This window comes from Bacillus sp. AC266 (genome assembly GCF_979253805.1).
Genome location: NZ_CEEDEC010000001.1, coordinates 337,170 through 352,334, shown reverse-complemented (window position 1 = coordinate 352,334; position 15,165 = coordinate 337,170). Strand labels below are relative to the sequence as shown.

General features: G+C 35.0%; 16 protein-coding genes and 2 pseudogenes. 2 read left to right on the top strand and 16 right to left on the bottom strand.

Annotation, left to right across the window (positions count from 1 at the left end; translation table 11 throughout):
* Nucleotides 1-19: 19 nt before the first annotated feature.
* Both AC0IXC_RS01770 and menA read right to left on the bottom strand, forming a co-directional pair.
* Nucleotides 20-355, bottom strand: coding sequence for a hypothetical protein (locus AC0IXC_RS01770; protein WP_353825200.1), 336 nt, complete (start codon nucleotides 353-355; stop codon nucleotides 20-22).
* 269 nt (nucleotides 356-624) lie between these two features.
* Nucleotides 625-1,536, bottom strand: coding sequence for a 1,4-dihydroxy-2-naphthoate polyprenyltransferase (gene menA, locus AC0IXC_RS01765; RefSeq protein ID WP_113709903.1), 912 nt, complete (start codon nucleotides 1,534-1,536; stop codon nucleotides 625-627).
* 520 nt (nucleotides 1,537-2,056) lie between these two features.
* Between menA and AC0IXC_RS01760 the strand changes: the two genes are divergently transcribed.
* Nucleotides 2,057-2,641: a hypothetical protein gene (locus AC0IXC_RS01760; RefSeq protein ID WP_215589877.1), complete on the top strand. Its 585-nt coding sequence runs from the start codon at nucleotides 2,057-2,059 to the stop codon at nucleotides 2,639-2,641.
* A gap of 110 nt (nucleotides 2,642-2,751) precedes the next feature.
* Here the strand turns inward: AC0IXC_RS01760 and AC0IXC_RS01755 are convergent.
* The 13 genes and pseudogenes from AC0IXC_RS01755 to AC0IXC_RS01695 form a co-directional block, all read right to left on the bottom strand.
* A pseudogene (locus tag AC0IXC_RS01755) lies at nucleotides 2,752-2,886 on the bottom strand (IS3-like element ISBt2 family transposase); the annotation flags it as partial.
* Nucleotides 2,887-2,903: 17 nt separating this feature from the next.
* The gene (locus AC0IXC_RS01750; RefSeq protein WP_471652498.1) at nucleotides 2,904-3,503 is read right to left on the bottom strand and encodes a DJ-1/PfpI family protein; all 600 of its coding nucleotides are present in this window, start codon (nucleotides 3,501-3,503) and stop codon (nucleotides 2,904-2,906) included.
* A gap of 63 nt (nucleotides 3,504-3,566) precedes the next feature.
* Nucleotides 3,567-4,461: pseudogene (locus AC0IXC_RS01745) on the bottom strand (aminoglycoside phosphotransferase/kinase family protein).
* A gap of 278 nt (nucleotides 4,462-4,739) precedes the next feature.
* The gene (arsC, locus tag AC0IXC_RS01740) at nucleotides 4,740-5,144 is read right to left on the bottom strand and encodes an arsenate reductase (thioredoxin) (protein WP_471652497.1); all 405 of its coding nucleotides are present in this window, start codon (nucleotides 5,142-5,144) and stop codon (nucleotides 4,740-4,742) included.
* Between the two features lie 25 nt (nucleotides 5,145-5,169).
* Entirely contained in the window at nucleotides 5,170-6,210 is a 1,041-nt protein-coding gene (arsB, locus tag AC0IXC_RS01735; protein WP_002128038.1) for an ACR3 family arsenite efflux transporter, read from the bottom strand.
* Nucleotides 6,211-6,228: 18 nt separating this feature from the next.
* Complete coding sequence (locus tag AC0IXC_RS01730) at nucleotides 6,229-6,666, bottom strand: ArsI/CadI family heavy metal resistance metalloenzyme (RefSeq protein WP_098635584.1); 438 nt, start codon at nucleotides 6,664-6,666, stop codon at nucleotides 6,229-6,231.
* Nucleotides 6,667-6,726: 60 nt separating this feature from the next.
* The gene (gene arsR, locus AC0IXC_RS01725; RefSeq protein ID WP_000046018.1) at nucleotides 6,727-7,032 is read right to left on the bottom strand and encodes an arsenical resistance operon transcriptional regulator ArsR; all 306 of its coding nucleotides are present in this window, start codon (nucleotides 7,030-7,032) and stop codon (nucleotides 6,727-6,729) included.
* Nucleotides 7,033-7,576: 544 nt separating this feature from the next.
* Complete coding sequence (locus AC0IXC_RS01720; RefSeq protein WP_326996246.1) at nucleotides 7,577-8,086, bottom strand: DinB family protein; 510 nt, start codon at nucleotides 8,084-8,086, stop codon at nucleotides 7,577-7,579.
* Nucleotides 8,087-8,777: 691 nt separating this feature from the next.
* Complete coding sequence (locus tag AC0IXC_RS01715) at nucleotides 8,778-8,978, bottom strand: helix-turn-helix transcriptional regulator (protein ID WP_001128817.1); 201 nt, start codon at nucleotides 8,976-8,978, stop codon at nucleotides 8,778-8,780.
* Complete coding sequence (locus AC0IXC_RS01710; protein ID WP_000791546.1) at nucleotides 8,968-9,327, bottom strand: DUF3796 domain-containing protein; 360 nt, start codon at nucleotides 9,325-9,327, stop codon at nucleotides 8,968-8,970. Before AC0IXC_RS01710 ends, AC0IXC_RS01715 begins: the two co-directional genes overlap by 11 nt.
* Nucleotides 9,328-9,607: 280 nt before the next feature.
* A complete protein-coding gene (locus AC0IXC_RS01705) occupies nucleotides 9,608-11,464 on the bottom strand; it encodes an alpha/beta fold hydrolase (protein WP_471652496.1) in 1,857 nt (618 codons plus the stop codon).
* A 58-nt stretch (nucleotides 11,465-11,522) separates the two neighbouring features.
* Nucleotides 11,523-12,089 carry a TetR/AcrR family transcriptional regulator gene (locus tag AC0IXC_RS01700; protein ID WP_001072320.1) on the bottom strand — a complete coding sequence of 189 codons (567 nt, stop codon included), beginning with the start codon at nucleotides 12,087-12,089 and terminating at the stop codon, nucleotides 11,523-11,525.
* A 335-nt stretch (nucleotides 12,090-12,424) separates the two neighbouring features.
* Nucleotides 12,425-13,189 (bottom strand): SDR family oxidoreductase, encoded by a 765-nt coding sequence (locus tag AC0IXC_RS01695; RefSeq protein ID WP_471652495.1) that lies wholly within the window; start codon nucleotides 13,187-13,189, stop codon nucleotides 12,425-12,427.
* A gap of 167 nt (nucleotides 13,190-13,356) precedes the next feature.
* Between AC0IXC_RS01695 and AC0IXC_RS01690 the strand changes: the two genes are divergently transcribed.
* Entirely contained in the window at nucleotides 13,357-13,797 is a 441-nt protein-coding gene (locus AC0IXC_RS01690) for an Lrp/AsnC family transcriptional regulator (protein WP_471652494.1), read from the top strand.
* A gap of 135 nt (nucleotides 13,798-13,932) precedes the next feature.
* Here the strand turns inward: AC0IXC_RS01690 and AC0IXC_RS01685 are convergent, their stop codons facing one another.
* Nucleotides 13,933-15,138: a M20 family metallopeptidase gene (locus AC0IXC_RS01685; protein ID WP_471652493.1), complete on the bottom strand. Its 1,206-nt coding sequence runs from the start codon at nucleotides 15,136-15,138 to the stop codon at nucleotides 13,933-13,935.
* Between the last annotated feature and the right edge of the window lie 27 nt (nucleotides 15,139-15,165).

Below are 15,165 nucleotides of genomic sequence, written 5' to 3'. Positions count from 1 at the left end.
TATACGTAATACTTGATATTTAATTGATATTAGAACTTATTACTTTATATTTATCTTCTTTTGCAACATCTATAATTGCATCAATTTTTTGTTGTTCATTATTCAGCTCATGCCCTTCGATCCAAACTTTATATCCTATTTCTCCCACTACTCCAACTTTAGTTATAACAACATCTAACTGTTTTTCTTTTTGAAAATATTCAATAGCAGTTGCCTTTGCTTTTTCTTGAGTTTTTGGAAATTCTTTGTCACTTAATGGATCTTTCGTTGTTAATGTAATGTAAGAGACAAAACCAATAATAATTAAAGTTATGGTAGAAAGTCCAACTAAAAATATTTTTTCATTCTTCTTCATCCTTGTCTATCTTTTTTTAAAGACTAACATAACATTTATCGTTTTTCAATAAAAAAATATTGTATTTTATTATTTATTTATTGAAAATATCTACAACTTTAGACAAATATAAAAAGCATTCCTCTCACTATCCTGATCTTTATCTCAACTAATCTATTACATAATGTAGATTTATAAAAGAGTTTGATCATTATTAAAGAAATACAAAAATAAAAACCCAAATTTCTCTATATTAAAATCGAGAAATCGGGGTTAAGTTATTTTTTTATTTAAAACAAGTAACTAATTAACAATCCTGCTGATAATAAGAAGCCGAAAATCGTATTTGTCATCGCTGTTGATTTCATTGCGATGCGCATATATCCGGGATCCTTTGCTCCTTTTTGGAAACTTTGAATTGCAGAGATTGGCTTTTTCAAACCTAGGAACATAACTAATGCCCAAGGGCTTATATAACCCATCAATACAATTACGGCAATCCATAAATAAGCAATTAAAAAGGCTACAGCTAGTGTTACCACTGCTTTTTCTCTCCCAAGGAGGATTACCAACGTCTTTCTTCCACCTTTAATATCTTCTTCGATATCTCGGATGTTATTCGACATGTTAATTGCACCTACTAAAATCCCAATTGGAATGGAAATCAATATACTTTCAATCGTTATAGTATTCGTTTGAATAAAGAAAGCAATGAGTACAAAACATGTCCCCATTAACAGTCCAGAAACTAATTCTCCAAATGGAGTGTACGCAATTGGTAATGGACCACCTGTATATAAATAGCCAACCGCCATCCCAATTAAACCAATGACGACTAACCACCAGCTGCTATTCATACAAATATAAATTCCAATAAATGCTGCTACTACATACAATAAAAGCGCAACTGTTAAAACATTTTTTGGTTTCAATCCATGACGGACAATTCCACCACCGATGCCAACAGAATCAGCGGTATCTAATCCACGTTTAAAATCATAGTACTCGTTAAATAAATTCGTTGCTATTTGCAATGCTAAACATGCAACCATCATCGCAATAAATAAAAGCCAATGAATTTCGGCAACATAAAGTGATGCCACTGTCCCTAAAATTACAGGAGAAAACGTCGCCGTTAATGTATGTGGGCGCGTCATCTTCCATATTAATTTAGCGGAACTAATTTCTTTTTCATTCCCCATAACTCTGTTCAATCTCCCTACATTTTAAGTATAAAATCACTAGAAGTATCTTTCTTTCTATTTCTTGATTCACATCCATTAATTATATCAAATAAATGATACCCCTTCTAACAAATCTAATAATAGTAAAGTGAAAAATTTAAAATTGAATTACTATTAAGCTAACAAAACTAAATTCCTTTAAATGTGGTACCGTCACCTGCCCATCAACTTAAGAAAACAGATCCACCTTAAACGAAAAAACGAGCTTTTTTATTGCTAGTTAGGGCAAACCCTCATTCTGGAGGTAGCTCTATTTTCTTAGCTTGATAGCGATGTGATGTAAAATTAAGATTGTTCAAGTCGGAGCAAGGCACTCTATGATTGATTTCATTTTATAAGGAATCCACTGCAGAAAAAGAAAAATTTCATTTAGGAACTAATACCTCACATCCAAAAACAAGTGATACATGTACTAATTCTTATTTAATTTCATTTTTTATTAAGGCAGATTAAAAATGAATTAAAGGTGTGTGAAAAAATGGAGGAATTAAATCAAGTTTTAAACACTTCTGAAAAAATTCAGATAGATAATGAAAGTACATCAGATGTAGAACAATTATTAGACTGTTCTACTCCTTGTCAAAACGTCATAAATACTTCTGGGACAATTAGATTAACGGCCGGTACGAGTAATCCTTCATCAATTATTTTTCCAGAGCCATTACATGTTGGTGATACTTTCCCTGTAATTACAGATCCATTTTATTTAAAACTTAATGTTGCTCAATGTGATGCTCAAGCATCTGTAACTACTCCTTGTGGTGTTATAGAATGTAATGTTTCTGTATCTCAAATTACTGCAGTTGGAAATTTACCATTCTTTTTTGGATTTCCAGCTCAATTTTTTCCATGTACAGGTCCAAGAACAGGATTTAGTGCATATTTAAATGATGTTGTACAAATAAACAATGTTCTTTGCTATAACTGTGATGGATCTTTACCTCTATTATGTGTAAATGGACTTTCACAAGTAAATGGTACAGCAACTTTAGTAAGTATTCGTCGAGATAGTTCTTATATATATTTTGATTTTAATGTGGAGATTGTTTTACCTGGTTGCTAAAAAATAAAAAGCACTTATCTTTTTTTGAAGTGACCCCCAAAATCGGAACACATATCAAAATACCTAAACCACCTGTTCCCTATATTCTTTAGGGGATAGGTCGTTTGATTTTTCTTGAATTCGCACACAATTGTAGTATTTTTAATTCCAAGTGTCTCTATAATGGTACGATTTGAATACCCATTCTTTTTCATTTGAATCACTTTCCACTTTATTTCTTCAGAGTAATGAACTCTTGTCTTCAAATGAAAAAGAATTCAAATTAACTCCACACAACACCTCGCCTCTCGTATTCCATTCTATATTCAACAGCAGCTGCAATTTTGGGACTTGCAAACCTTTCCGTGATCCAAAGACCTAAATCAATTCCTGAAGTAACTCCTCTTGCAGTAATAATATCGCCTTGATCCACAATTCTGTAATGAAGAAGTTCTGCTCCATATTGACTAATTTCATTTTGCGCCAAATGGTGCATTGTTGCCTTTTTATCATTCAATATACCGGATACAGCTAGTAACATACCTCCTGTACAAACTCCAGCAACAATTGTTCCTTCATCGTGCATCTCTCTAATCATTTTGGTCAAATTACCAAGCTCTGCTTGCTTTCGTGCCCCATGTTCAGCTTTATGATTCCAGCCACCACCAGGTACAATTAACAAATCTGGACGATTATCCATTCGTAAAAAATCATGTAATTTAACCGTAACTCCAAACGAAGTAGTAACCGCTTGCTTTTGTTCACTTGATATAAGTTCAACCGTAAACGGAGCCCCTTCTTCTATCGCTCTTTTCAATACCTCAAAAGGTGCAAAGGAGACAAGCTCTCCGAATCCGTCAAACAATACAATTTGTATTTTCATTTTTAGAACACCTCATATGCTTTGTTTTATAAATCCCAAAAGAGAAGAAATGTTATCTACAAATTAAAACAATGAAGACAACCTCTTTCCCCTTACTCTATAAACTTTCAAATGTTCCTCTAATTCTCTCCCGTCACCTAATAGACTCATCGTCTTTTTAACGAAGTTCCAATTTAAACTACCGGATAACCATAGCAACGAAGAAAGTCTTTTATAATCATTTGAAGTTAAAATGTTATTAGCTTTATACCCTTCTAAAAATGCTCTAGCAACTTCCGGACATACTTTATGCAACTGTATTCCTTTCGTTCGAGAGTACCATTTTATTAAAAAGGCTAACCCTTCAATACGGTCAACATAACTAATAGATTCAAAATCTACAATTCCTTTTACCTGTTGACTTGAGCCCCATAAAACATTCAAAGGATTTAAGTCTGTTTGTACAATAAACTCTAATTCACTCGTATATGCGCAGTCTATATGATATTTAGCAAGATCTATATACTCCCGCAATTCCTTACATGCGCTTGTCTTGCTTTCTAACATATTAATAAACTCAACATACCCATCCAAATGAGATTTCTTCTGTACAGAGTGTAATATGTTCTCCTTCAATCCAATTAGACAATATAAATCGGTATTGTTCATCATTCCAAGCGACTAATGTAAATGGCTCCCCTGACCTATTTTTATTAATTTGCATAAAAAGGACTCCATGCTCGCGTAAATAATACGTAAAACGTACTTGCTCTATCAGTTGTTCGTTTGATAACGCCCCAAAAGCTGGATTGATTGTTCGCTTGCTATTGATAAACCGTGCGGAATATCGCTTTCCATTCACCATAATTTTATAGTGTAAATCTGTATTCCAGCTATTTTTATGTAGCTCTTCTTCCACTGCTAGTGAATGAATTTCTTTAAAATAATTTATTAATACGTCTTTTATTATGTGTTTCACCCTTTTTTCCTTTCATGTGAAAAAATTTTTATTACACGCTATTTTTTATGATTACTATCTCGATTACTCTAAAAACCAAAATTTTATTCATTGTTAATTACCAATAGTGTTTTTTTCTATATATAAATTTAATAGAGGCAGACTACCATTCTAACTATATCATTCTTACATAATATTCTGCATTCGTTGAGATAGTTGTTGTAAACCAATGCAGTAGTGACTATGTATAGAAAAAGGGCCAATCCCCTATACAATAGAAGATTGGCTCTTTCCTTTATTTACTCCCCTGTTTCAGAAAATCGTTTTATACGTTCCCCGATTTCATCGCGAACACGTTGAAATTCAGACCACTCTTTTCCTGCTGGATCATCAAATCCCCAGTGAACACGATTCACATGCGGAGGTGTCGAAGGACAAACAGAATCTGCATGACTACAAAGCGTAACGACTAAATCAGCGTTATTTAAAATATTTGAATCAATTATATCCGATGTTTGATTCGTTATGTCGATATTTACTTCTTTCATCGCTTTAATAGCATTTGGATTTACTCCGTGTGCTTCAATTCCTGCAGAATATACATTCCACTTATCGCCTACATATTGTTTGCCCCATGCTTCTGCCATTTGGCTTCGGCATGAATTTCCTGTGCATAAGAAATAGATTGTCTTTTTGTTTTTCATGTTGTTTTCCGCCTTTATTTTTAAATTATACTGGTTGATCATTAAAATATTTACGCTTAAACCAAAAAGCGACGTTTACAAGTGCAATCATTACAGGTACTTCAACTAAAGGCCCGATAACAGCTGCAAATGCTGCGCCTGAATGAATACCAAACACACCAACTGCTACAGCAATTGCTAACTCAAAATTATTACTACCTGCTGTAAATGCTAACGTTGTAGTCACCGGATAGTTTGCACCAATTTTTCTTCCCATAAAGAAAGAAACAAAAAACATTACAATAAAATAGATTAATAACGGAATTGCTATTCTTACTACATCTAGTGGTACGCTAACAATCATTTCCCCTTTTAAAGAGAACATAACGATGATTGTAAATAGTAATGCAAGTAATGTAAGTGGACTAATCTTAGGTATAAACACCTTTTCATACCATTGTCTTCCTTTTAACTTAACGAGTACAAAACGTGTCAACATACCTGCTATAAAAGGAATTCCCAAATAGATAAATACTGATTTCGCTACTTCTCCCATTGTAATATCGACAATAGCCCCTTCAATTCCTAACCATTCTGGAATGACTGTTACAAACACGTATGCATAAACAGAGAAGAATAACATTTGGAATACGGAGTTAAAAGCCACTAAACCTGCTGCATACTCTTTATCCCCATCTGCAAGGTCGTTCCAAACAATTACCATTGCAATACAACGTGCTAAACCAATCATAATGAGCCCGACCATGTATTCTGGCTTATCTGGAAGAAAAATAATTGCTAAAACAAACATAAGTACAGGGCCAATAATCCAGTTTTGCACTAAAGATAAAACCAATACTTTTACATCTTTAAATACCCGGCCCATTTCCTCGTAACGAACCTTTGCTAATGGTGGATACATCATAACAATTAAACCAACAGCGAGCGGGATAGACGTCGTTCCAACTTGTAATGTATTTAGTCCGTCTACTACACTAGGAAACACAAACCCTAAACCAATCCCAACAGCCATAGCTAGAAAAATCCATAGTGTTAAATATCGATCTAGAAAAGATAAACGTTTCATTTTATTTTCCATCTCCTATTAACAACAAGAATTTTTTTCTACTACGTTAGAAGTCGTGCAACAAGATGGATCTTCAATTTTATGAACATCACTTTCTGCTTTTGTATAAAAGAATTCCCACTCGTTCCCATCAGGATCCGTTACCCAAAACTTATCTTGAACCGCATAGCAACAAGTCGTATCCATCTCATCACGTGCAAAGAACCCTTCTTTTTCTAATCTTTCTTTATGAAATGTAATTTCTTCAGCTGTATCCACTTGAAAACCGAAATGATTTACCTGATTTCCGTTCACTTCATCTCGTACGTTCAGCGTGAAATTAAGTCCTGGCGTCTCTAATAAAAATTTTGCATAATCCATTTTCACCTTAACTGGTGACACACCAAATACCTTTTCGTAAAATTGAATAGACTTCTCTAAATCCGTAACATTTATACCAACGTGAACATATCTCATAGCTTATTCCTCCTCTATATATGTAATTAATCAATTTTTTTTGATTAATAGTGCGAAATTTTAACAGCAGCTACCTTTACCTGTTTTTCTAAAAATACAGCACAATTCTTCTGATAATAAATTATTTACTTCCGCATCATTTAAATCATAATAACTCCACGTACCTTTTGTTTCTTTTACAATTAAACCTGCATCTAATAAAATTTTTAAATGATAGGACAACTTAGATTGCGTCATTTCAAAAACCTCTGTTAGATCACACACACAAGTCTGTCCCCGCTGGCAAAGTTCATACATAATCTCTAAACGCTTCTGATCCGCTAATGCTTTGAATTTTTTCTCATAGAGCTGAAAATCTTGCGCCACTGTAGTTCACTCTCCCTTCATCAACTTTTTTTGATATTTATAGTATATACGCTGTTTAGTTCTTTATGCAACTTATTAATCAATTTTTTTTGATTAAAATAACTCAACTTCCTCTCATCATATCCATGCCACCATTAAAAAAGGTCATAGCCTTTCCAAAAATGAAAAACTACGTTTCTTTTTACAACTTAATAGTTACAATATTTCCGAGGAACGGAGTCTCTATAACTGTTTTAAATTTTAATTTGACCATTATAGAGTAGTGCCCCATCACCATCAAGCTAAGAAAAACAAATACCCCCAAATGAAAAAAATCGATATAACGCTTCGGCAAATAAAGATAACTCTTGTTTTTGGTGCATATTCATAAAAAGCACGTCACCTGTTCTCATTAACATAAGAGAATAGTAATGTGCTTTTAATTTCAAAAATAGTCTAAATCCTTAAGTTGATGGTTGTAGGGCGGGACCCCAATAAGAACGGTATCTAATATCTAAGGTTGTATGAGAGGTGTTAGTTCCATTCCAAAGGCCTCAGCCGACGATTAACTCAAGTACCGATTTCGGATGACCCCCATGTGATGAAGTTCGTGTCCTGCGATGCCGTATGCGAGGGCGCGCACCGTAATGCTTAGGTCGTTGGCTGTGCCCTTGCGGGTCCACGCCTCCACCGGTAGCCCACGCAGCAATGTGATCGTTGATTGCCGTACGGCCCGGTAGTCTTCGGCCAATTGCTCGGTTGTCCAACTTCCGAAAGGAGGCATGAACAATTCCTGATCAAAACCAGTCAGAGGCGTCTGGTCCCCTCTTGCGAACCGGAGCAGGCGGTAGGTCATGACGCGTTCCGAATCTGCAATGTGGCCCACGACTTCTTTCAGCGTCCATTTTCCTTCCGCATACCGATACGCGTACTGGCTTTCGGTCAACGATGCCAGGAGCTCGGTCATTTGCTTTTCCTGGGCGAGCAGAATGTCGATGATGTTACCGTCCGGCACCAAACGGATATATTCGCCGGAGTTCCCGGCGTATTCTTCTTCTGACGGTCTTTGATTCATGCGTAGTCACCTCTTATATGTAGATATAGAAAATTATAGCACTCGTCTATGTCTAATAAATTCGCGAAATGATAGAACTCTCCTTCTAATAATTGAGGATAAGCAACTATTTAGTTTGTCGGTCGCCACACTATCCTGATTCGTTAGCACAATAAGCAATGTTAATCAATAATGCATAAAGTGAAACTTTAATCAGTGGGGGTTTTCTTCATCCCCCACTGATTATTAGTTGAACCAATCGGACTTTTATGGGCAGTTGATCCCCCACCTAACTTCTTTGCTTTCGCTGAATTTTGAGGTGGGGGTCTTACTGCCCATTAAAGCGGGATAAAAATTATCTGTTATACAATATTTCGAAGTTATTAATATATATAGGTAACACCTTCTTTTTTAAATTTAAAAATGAATTTTCAATTATATTTTGAAATGAACCGGAGTAAAACACACTAGTCTAACTACTTTTTTATACAAGATTTTATGCAAAAAAGAATAGCGAAGATCCCTAGAATCTCCACTATATCAATGATGTATAAAATCTTGTATAAGTGATAAATAGACATAGAGACAAAAAATTTAGTGAAAACCAGGATTCTATGAAAAACTTGCTACCGATAATGAGACGTTATGTTAACCGAGCATGAATAGAATATTCATCATTTTCCCTCTTATATTCACTTGTACTAGAATTAAACTAGTCTTCAAACCAAAATAACACTTCAATAGGTGCTTTCAAAACCTTCGCAATATCATAAGTAAGTTTGAATGAAGGATTATATTTTCCATTTTCGAGATTGCCAATTGTTTCTCTTCTGACACCAACTTCATTGGCTAAATCTTCTTGAGACATACTTAGCTTTACCCTATATTCTTTCATTCGAGTTTTAAGTGGCATCTTGCATCCCTTTCTTTTCTCTACGCTCAAATATTTCTAAATTAATTATGAATGTACCTAAAGGTATGAAAAACGAAAATATAACAAAGAACCGAATTACATGTAGATTTTCAAGAATAAAAACACTTAAGAGTAGTATACTACCTAATACTAGTGCTATGAAAAAGGCTCTTGTAGCTGCAAGGCGGACATGTAGCATAAAAAGCTCATCTGGTACGACTTTTGCATATGCGAAGAAGAAAAAGAAACCGAAAAAATAAGATGCCCATGAAATATTACCTAAAAATGAGAACGGACCTAAAAAACCCAAAAAACCGAGAAATCCTAAATAAGCTAATTTATTTTTCATATAAACCTCCTGTGTGATATATTTCGCTCTTTATGATATAAATATATCACATTAACTTGGAAATAAATAGAATTTAAAACGGTACATCTTTGTTTCAAATTAATACTTTTAACTTCCGCTTTCGAGAATTATGTACTACCTTGTAACAAAATGCTCATTTTTTCGTTTTAAGGTATTTGCGTTTCTTAGTCTGATAGTGATGGAGTGGGACCCCAAACAGTACGATTTTATTTCAAAGACACAACGATCTTACTACACACTGTTTATTTATCCCACACTCTCATCTGCTAGTATTACTATTTTTTATTACTAATGTTGCCGTTTCACTCGGATGGCTAAGAGGAAAATGATGGCCATATGGAACAAAATCAACCTTACCAAGATGCGATGGAGCAGAATAGCCTCTGTCACAATCCCCCCAAATAATGTGAAGATTATACTTTGTTACTTCATTGAAATCACCTTGATCGTTTTTCAGTAGTAAACTGTTAAGCTGAACCGTAGTATTTAAAATTCTAGGAGAAGTAAAACTGTTACTTATTTTTTCGATATAATGTTCAGGGATGCTCTCCATACTTTCAAACAAACCATTACTTAATAAATAGCGCCCTATCAAATTAGTAGTTGCCAATTTTAATGTCCATTTGTTCATAAATTGGGGGACATTTAGCAATTTAGCATTTTTTTTAGCAACAGGTGGCTGAAGTAAAGTGATTGAATACTTCTTATCTATGTACTCTTGTACCAATGCTTCCAGAAGAATAAACGCACCGAATGAATGGCCAATTAGATGTGCACCATTAGTAGCTTTCTCCAATAACTTTTTCACTACATTCAAATAGATATCTAGAAGATTTTTCTCTTGTTTAAAAGGAGAACGTCCCAAACCTGGAAGATCCAAGATCCATACAGGTTGACCAGTTTTTTCATGAAGTTCTTGTGCTAAAGGAAATAAATCCTCTCCATCACTCAATAAACCATGTAATAAAATAAACGGTTTACCCTCTCCTTGTAATTGGTAAAGGGTAGTGTTATCACATAATGTTCGTTTAAATAAATGATTATGCTGGCCATTTTGATGCATCATTCGATAATCCAAATCAGCTACTACGGCAGGGAAAAATTTCATTACACTCGTCTTCTTAAACCAATCTCCTCCCATAATTTTTTTCGCTGAAACATTTGAAAATTTTCGTTTTGTAATAAAATTCAGTCCATCCGAAGGGATTTTTGTTATTTTACTTACTCCACTATTCATAATTGCTTTCATAAGTGGCATTGGGACAGAGATTTTTGGTGCCCTCATATTCATACTTTCCGACATAATACTTAATAATTCAGCAATGTTCTGATCGTGCTGTTTGTCTTCAACAAGTGTATATGTTTGAATAATCGGTTGTTCCAATCTGAAAACCTGCACAATAAACTTCGCAAGCTCATCGTTTGAAATAAGTGGTAACCTATATCCCTTACCTCCAGGAATCACTGGCATGAGACCTCTTCGCATACTCATCACAAGCAAACCTAATCCTGCTATCTGCTCTGTACTCCCTGTTTTACTACTACCGACTACAGTTGGCGGATTAATTACAGAAAGCGGATAACCTACTGCTGATGCCTGGTGACGGATATAAAGATCTGCTAAAAATTTTGTTCTCTCATATGGATTTTTTATTTTCAAATAATTGTTTCCTTCTTTAAACACATCAATTGCAATCTTGCTATTTTTATCATCAAAGGGACTCATATAACCTACAACATGAATAAATTGTTGCAAGCCCTTCAATTGATGAATGCTTTTAGCTAATTCACTAATGTGTTTGGCGCCATTTAAAAATACGGAAGCTGCCTCTTTACTTGTCGCTTGAATATCCATGGGGCCTCCTGCGTGAATAATCACATCCGTTTTCAATACCCTCTCCTTATCTTCAGCACTTAGACCTAAATCTATTTTCGTCAAATCACCTTCAATAAAGTGCATAAATGCCTTTTTTAAGATGCCTCTTTCTTGAAAAATGCGTATTGCTTTACTTTTCGACCTTACTAAAAGAAGAATTTTAACATCCTCTTTGGCTAATTCTTTTACTAATTGCTTTCCAATAAAGCCTGTTCCACCAGTTAAAAATACTGTTCTCATATAAAATCTCCTTTTTAGTACTAATTAGTACTAATTTGATGTAAAAAAAATGCTTCTTTTATCGAAGCAATTTTAAAAAATGATCTGCTGTTTTCGTAATTACAGTTGCATCCTTCAATGTTTCTGAAATAAATAACGCTCCTTCAAGATTTGTAATAAAAAGTGATGCAACCTCATCAATATTAATCGTGTTTCTGAATTCTCCATTCTCTACCCCTTGTTTAAGTAATAGAGAAACTTTCTTTTGTAATCCTGTAAAAAAAAGACCTATTTTTTCTTTTATTTGCGTGGCCTGTTTAGGACTTTGAATATAAAGAGTAATAAATGGACAGCTCCCCTTATACTCTCTCGACTGAACTCCTTGTGATAATTGCTTTAAAAACAGTTGGATGCGATCTTCAACTAAAAATTGGTTCTGAGAAAGTACGTCATCAATTGCAGATTGATACATTTCAATCCAATAATCAACGACCCCTTCTAATAATACTTCCTTATTAGAAAAGTGATAATACACATTAGACTTTGAAACTTTGCTTACACGTACTAATTCATCCATACTTGTATAAGCAAACCCTTTTTCTAAAAATAATGTTGCAGCTACTTCAATCACACGTTTTTGATTCATTAATTTTACCTTTTTCATAACTAGAACTATATAGTACTAATTTAAATGTTGCAAGGATTTATTTTAATTTAGAAAAAAGTTTGATTAAAAAAGTTCCACTAACATTGATTTTACTGCAAAAAAATCTTATTTTGAATAAAGTGGAACTGAACCCCGAAATTGTTAATTCACTATCGTCTAATAGGGGTCACCATACATACCCATCAACTTAAGAAAAAGAAATGCCCTCAAAACGAAAAAATGAGCGGCTTCTCAAAATAGCTATCTGTAGAGAAAGAAAATTTTAATTTAGGGGGATATGAAAATATTAGCTTGATGTGTATGAAGTAGTGCCCCTATAAACAAAATCCTCCAGAAACATCTAAAATTTGCCCTGTTACCCAGCGGCTATCCGAAGAAGCAAGGAATGCTACTACATCTGCAATATCTTCAACTTGCCCTATTCGTCCGAACACAGATGAATTCGTAGCAAAATTTCGTATTTCCGAATTATCTAGCAATTTCGCATTTATATCTGTCTTCGTATATCCAGGCATAATTGTATTCACTGTTATACCTCTTTCTCCAAGATGTTTAGCTAGAGGAAGTGTCATCGTATTTAGTGCACCTTTACTTAAACCGTATGCAATGGACCCTGTAAAACCGATTCGTACTTCGGCCGATGAAATGTTAATAATGCGCCCTTCTGCTCGTAGTAATGGTAATGTTTGCTGAATTAAGAAGAACGGTGCTTTAATATTTACGGCCATAATTTCATCAAAAACTTCTTCTGTCGTATTTTCAATTGTTCCTTGTGTACCTATCCCTGCATTGTTTACTAAAATATCAATCTCTGATGTACCAACTCTTATTTGTAATTCATTCTTCAATTGTTCTACTATCTTTTTGACACCATCAATTGAATTGAAATCCGCTTCAATTAAGAATGCCTTTCCTCCATTAGATTCAATCTCACTAATTGTTTCATCTGCAGCTGCTTTATTTCGGCCATAGTGAATTGCAACTAATGCACCGTCGTTTGCCAATCTCATCGCAATCGCACGACCAATACCGCGACTCGCCCCTGTTACTAACGCTACTTTCCCATCAAGATTCTTCATTTTTTCCACCCTTCCTAAATTTTCGTTTATTAAATCCTATACTTATATTTTTAAGCAAATACTAATAATTTTAAATATAGATTTATAGGTAATTTAGTTCCTTTACTTATGATATTATAGTTATAATTTACGATTTACTTTAGAAAATAAAAAAGGGGGGCTATCCAATGCAAAACACAGTAAAACTAGATGAAATTGACCATAAAATTATGAACTTGTTGTATGAAAATGCGAGAATTTCTGTTTCAGAAATAGGACGTATTATATCCATGACGCAGCCTGCTGTAAAAGAGCGCATTAACAAACTTGAAGATCAAGGCGTTATAGCTGCATACCGAACGAAATTTGAGCCTTCTAAAATTAATAAGAACATTCAAGCATTCATCATGTTTAAAACGAGTCAATGCTCTGATTTCATCCAATTTTGTAATGCCGCTCCCGAAGTAACTGATTTATATCGAATTAACGGGGAGTTTAATTATATGATGAAGGTCATGAGCGATTCGATGGATTCTCTCGCTACATTTTTAGACTCCTTAATGCAATTTGGATTATCGTCTCCTTTAATTGTTTTAAAGAGTGAGTTTGAGGAGAAATTGTCGTTCTGATAAGAGGGTACTAAGATAAAGATACCGAGTGTATGTGGAAAAATTCTTATATAATGAAAAAAGAACCAGCCATAGGCTGGTTCTTTTTTCATTCAATTTCCTACTAGAAAATCCAGAGATACGTCTCCTTCTCACCTACCCCTGATTCCTCTGCTCCTCCCTAAACTCCTCCTTCACCTTTTCTAACAAACCTTCTTCTGTAATTAATCGATACGCCGTATTTGCTAGTGCTTTTGCGGATGTAATTAGCGCTTTATCTCCTAATTCTGAACGTGCTGCTTCTCTAAATTCATTCGTATGCGCAATTAAATCATCTGGACCGATTTTAATGTACGGATGAATTGTCGGTACAACTTGGCTTACATTTCCTGCATCTGTTGAGCCAATTCCTACTCTTTCTTTACGGTTTACCTCTTCACCTAGTAGTTCTAACTCTTCGGCTACGACGTCATTAAATGTTTTTGTTACGAGTAGTTCATCGATTTCATTTTGGAATTGATGAATTTTTACTTTTGTGCCTGTTGCTAACGCTGCCCCTTGTGCAATATTTCTTACTTTTTCTGTTACTTCCGCACATCTTTTTCTCGTTGCTGCGCGGATGAAGAACCTTGCTGCGCCGTAGTCAGGAATAATATTAGGTGCTTTTCCGCCCTCAGTAATAACACCATGAATTCTCACATCTGACGGAAGTTGTTGGCGAAGTGCATTAATACCGTTATAAAGCTGGATAATCGCATCTAATGCGTTAATTCCTTCTTCTGGTGAGGCCGCTGCATGAGCTGTTTTTCCGTAAAAATGAAAATCAAGTGGATCGACCGCTAGTGATGGACTCGTTGGAGCTGTTTTTCCGCTCGGATGAATCATAAGCGCCGCATCAACATCTTTAAATAAGCCAGCTTTCACATAACTCGATTTTGCGCTACCATTTGGCCCGCCCTCTTCTGCTGGTGTTCCGAACACGACAACTTCTCCCCCGATTTCCTCAAGCGTTTCTGATAACGCGATCGCTGCTGCAACGCTAATTGTGCCAATTAAATTGTGACCACATGCATGACCGAGTCCTGGTAAAGCGTCATACTCGGCTAAAAATGCGATAACTGGTCCTTGTTTCCCGGAACTTTTTCGTGCGATGAACCCTGTTTCATGACCAGCTATATTGTGCTGCAACTGAAATCCTGCGCTTCCTAACAACAAACTTAACGTTCTTGATGCGTAAAATTCTTGGTTACCAATCTCCGGATTCGCATGAATATTATGACTTGTTTCTATGTACTTTTCCTTATTTCTTTCTATACTCTCTTCAATTGTTTTTCTTTGTGACGTTACTCCTGTCGCTCCCATTTTTCTTCCTCCTTTTATTTTCACGTA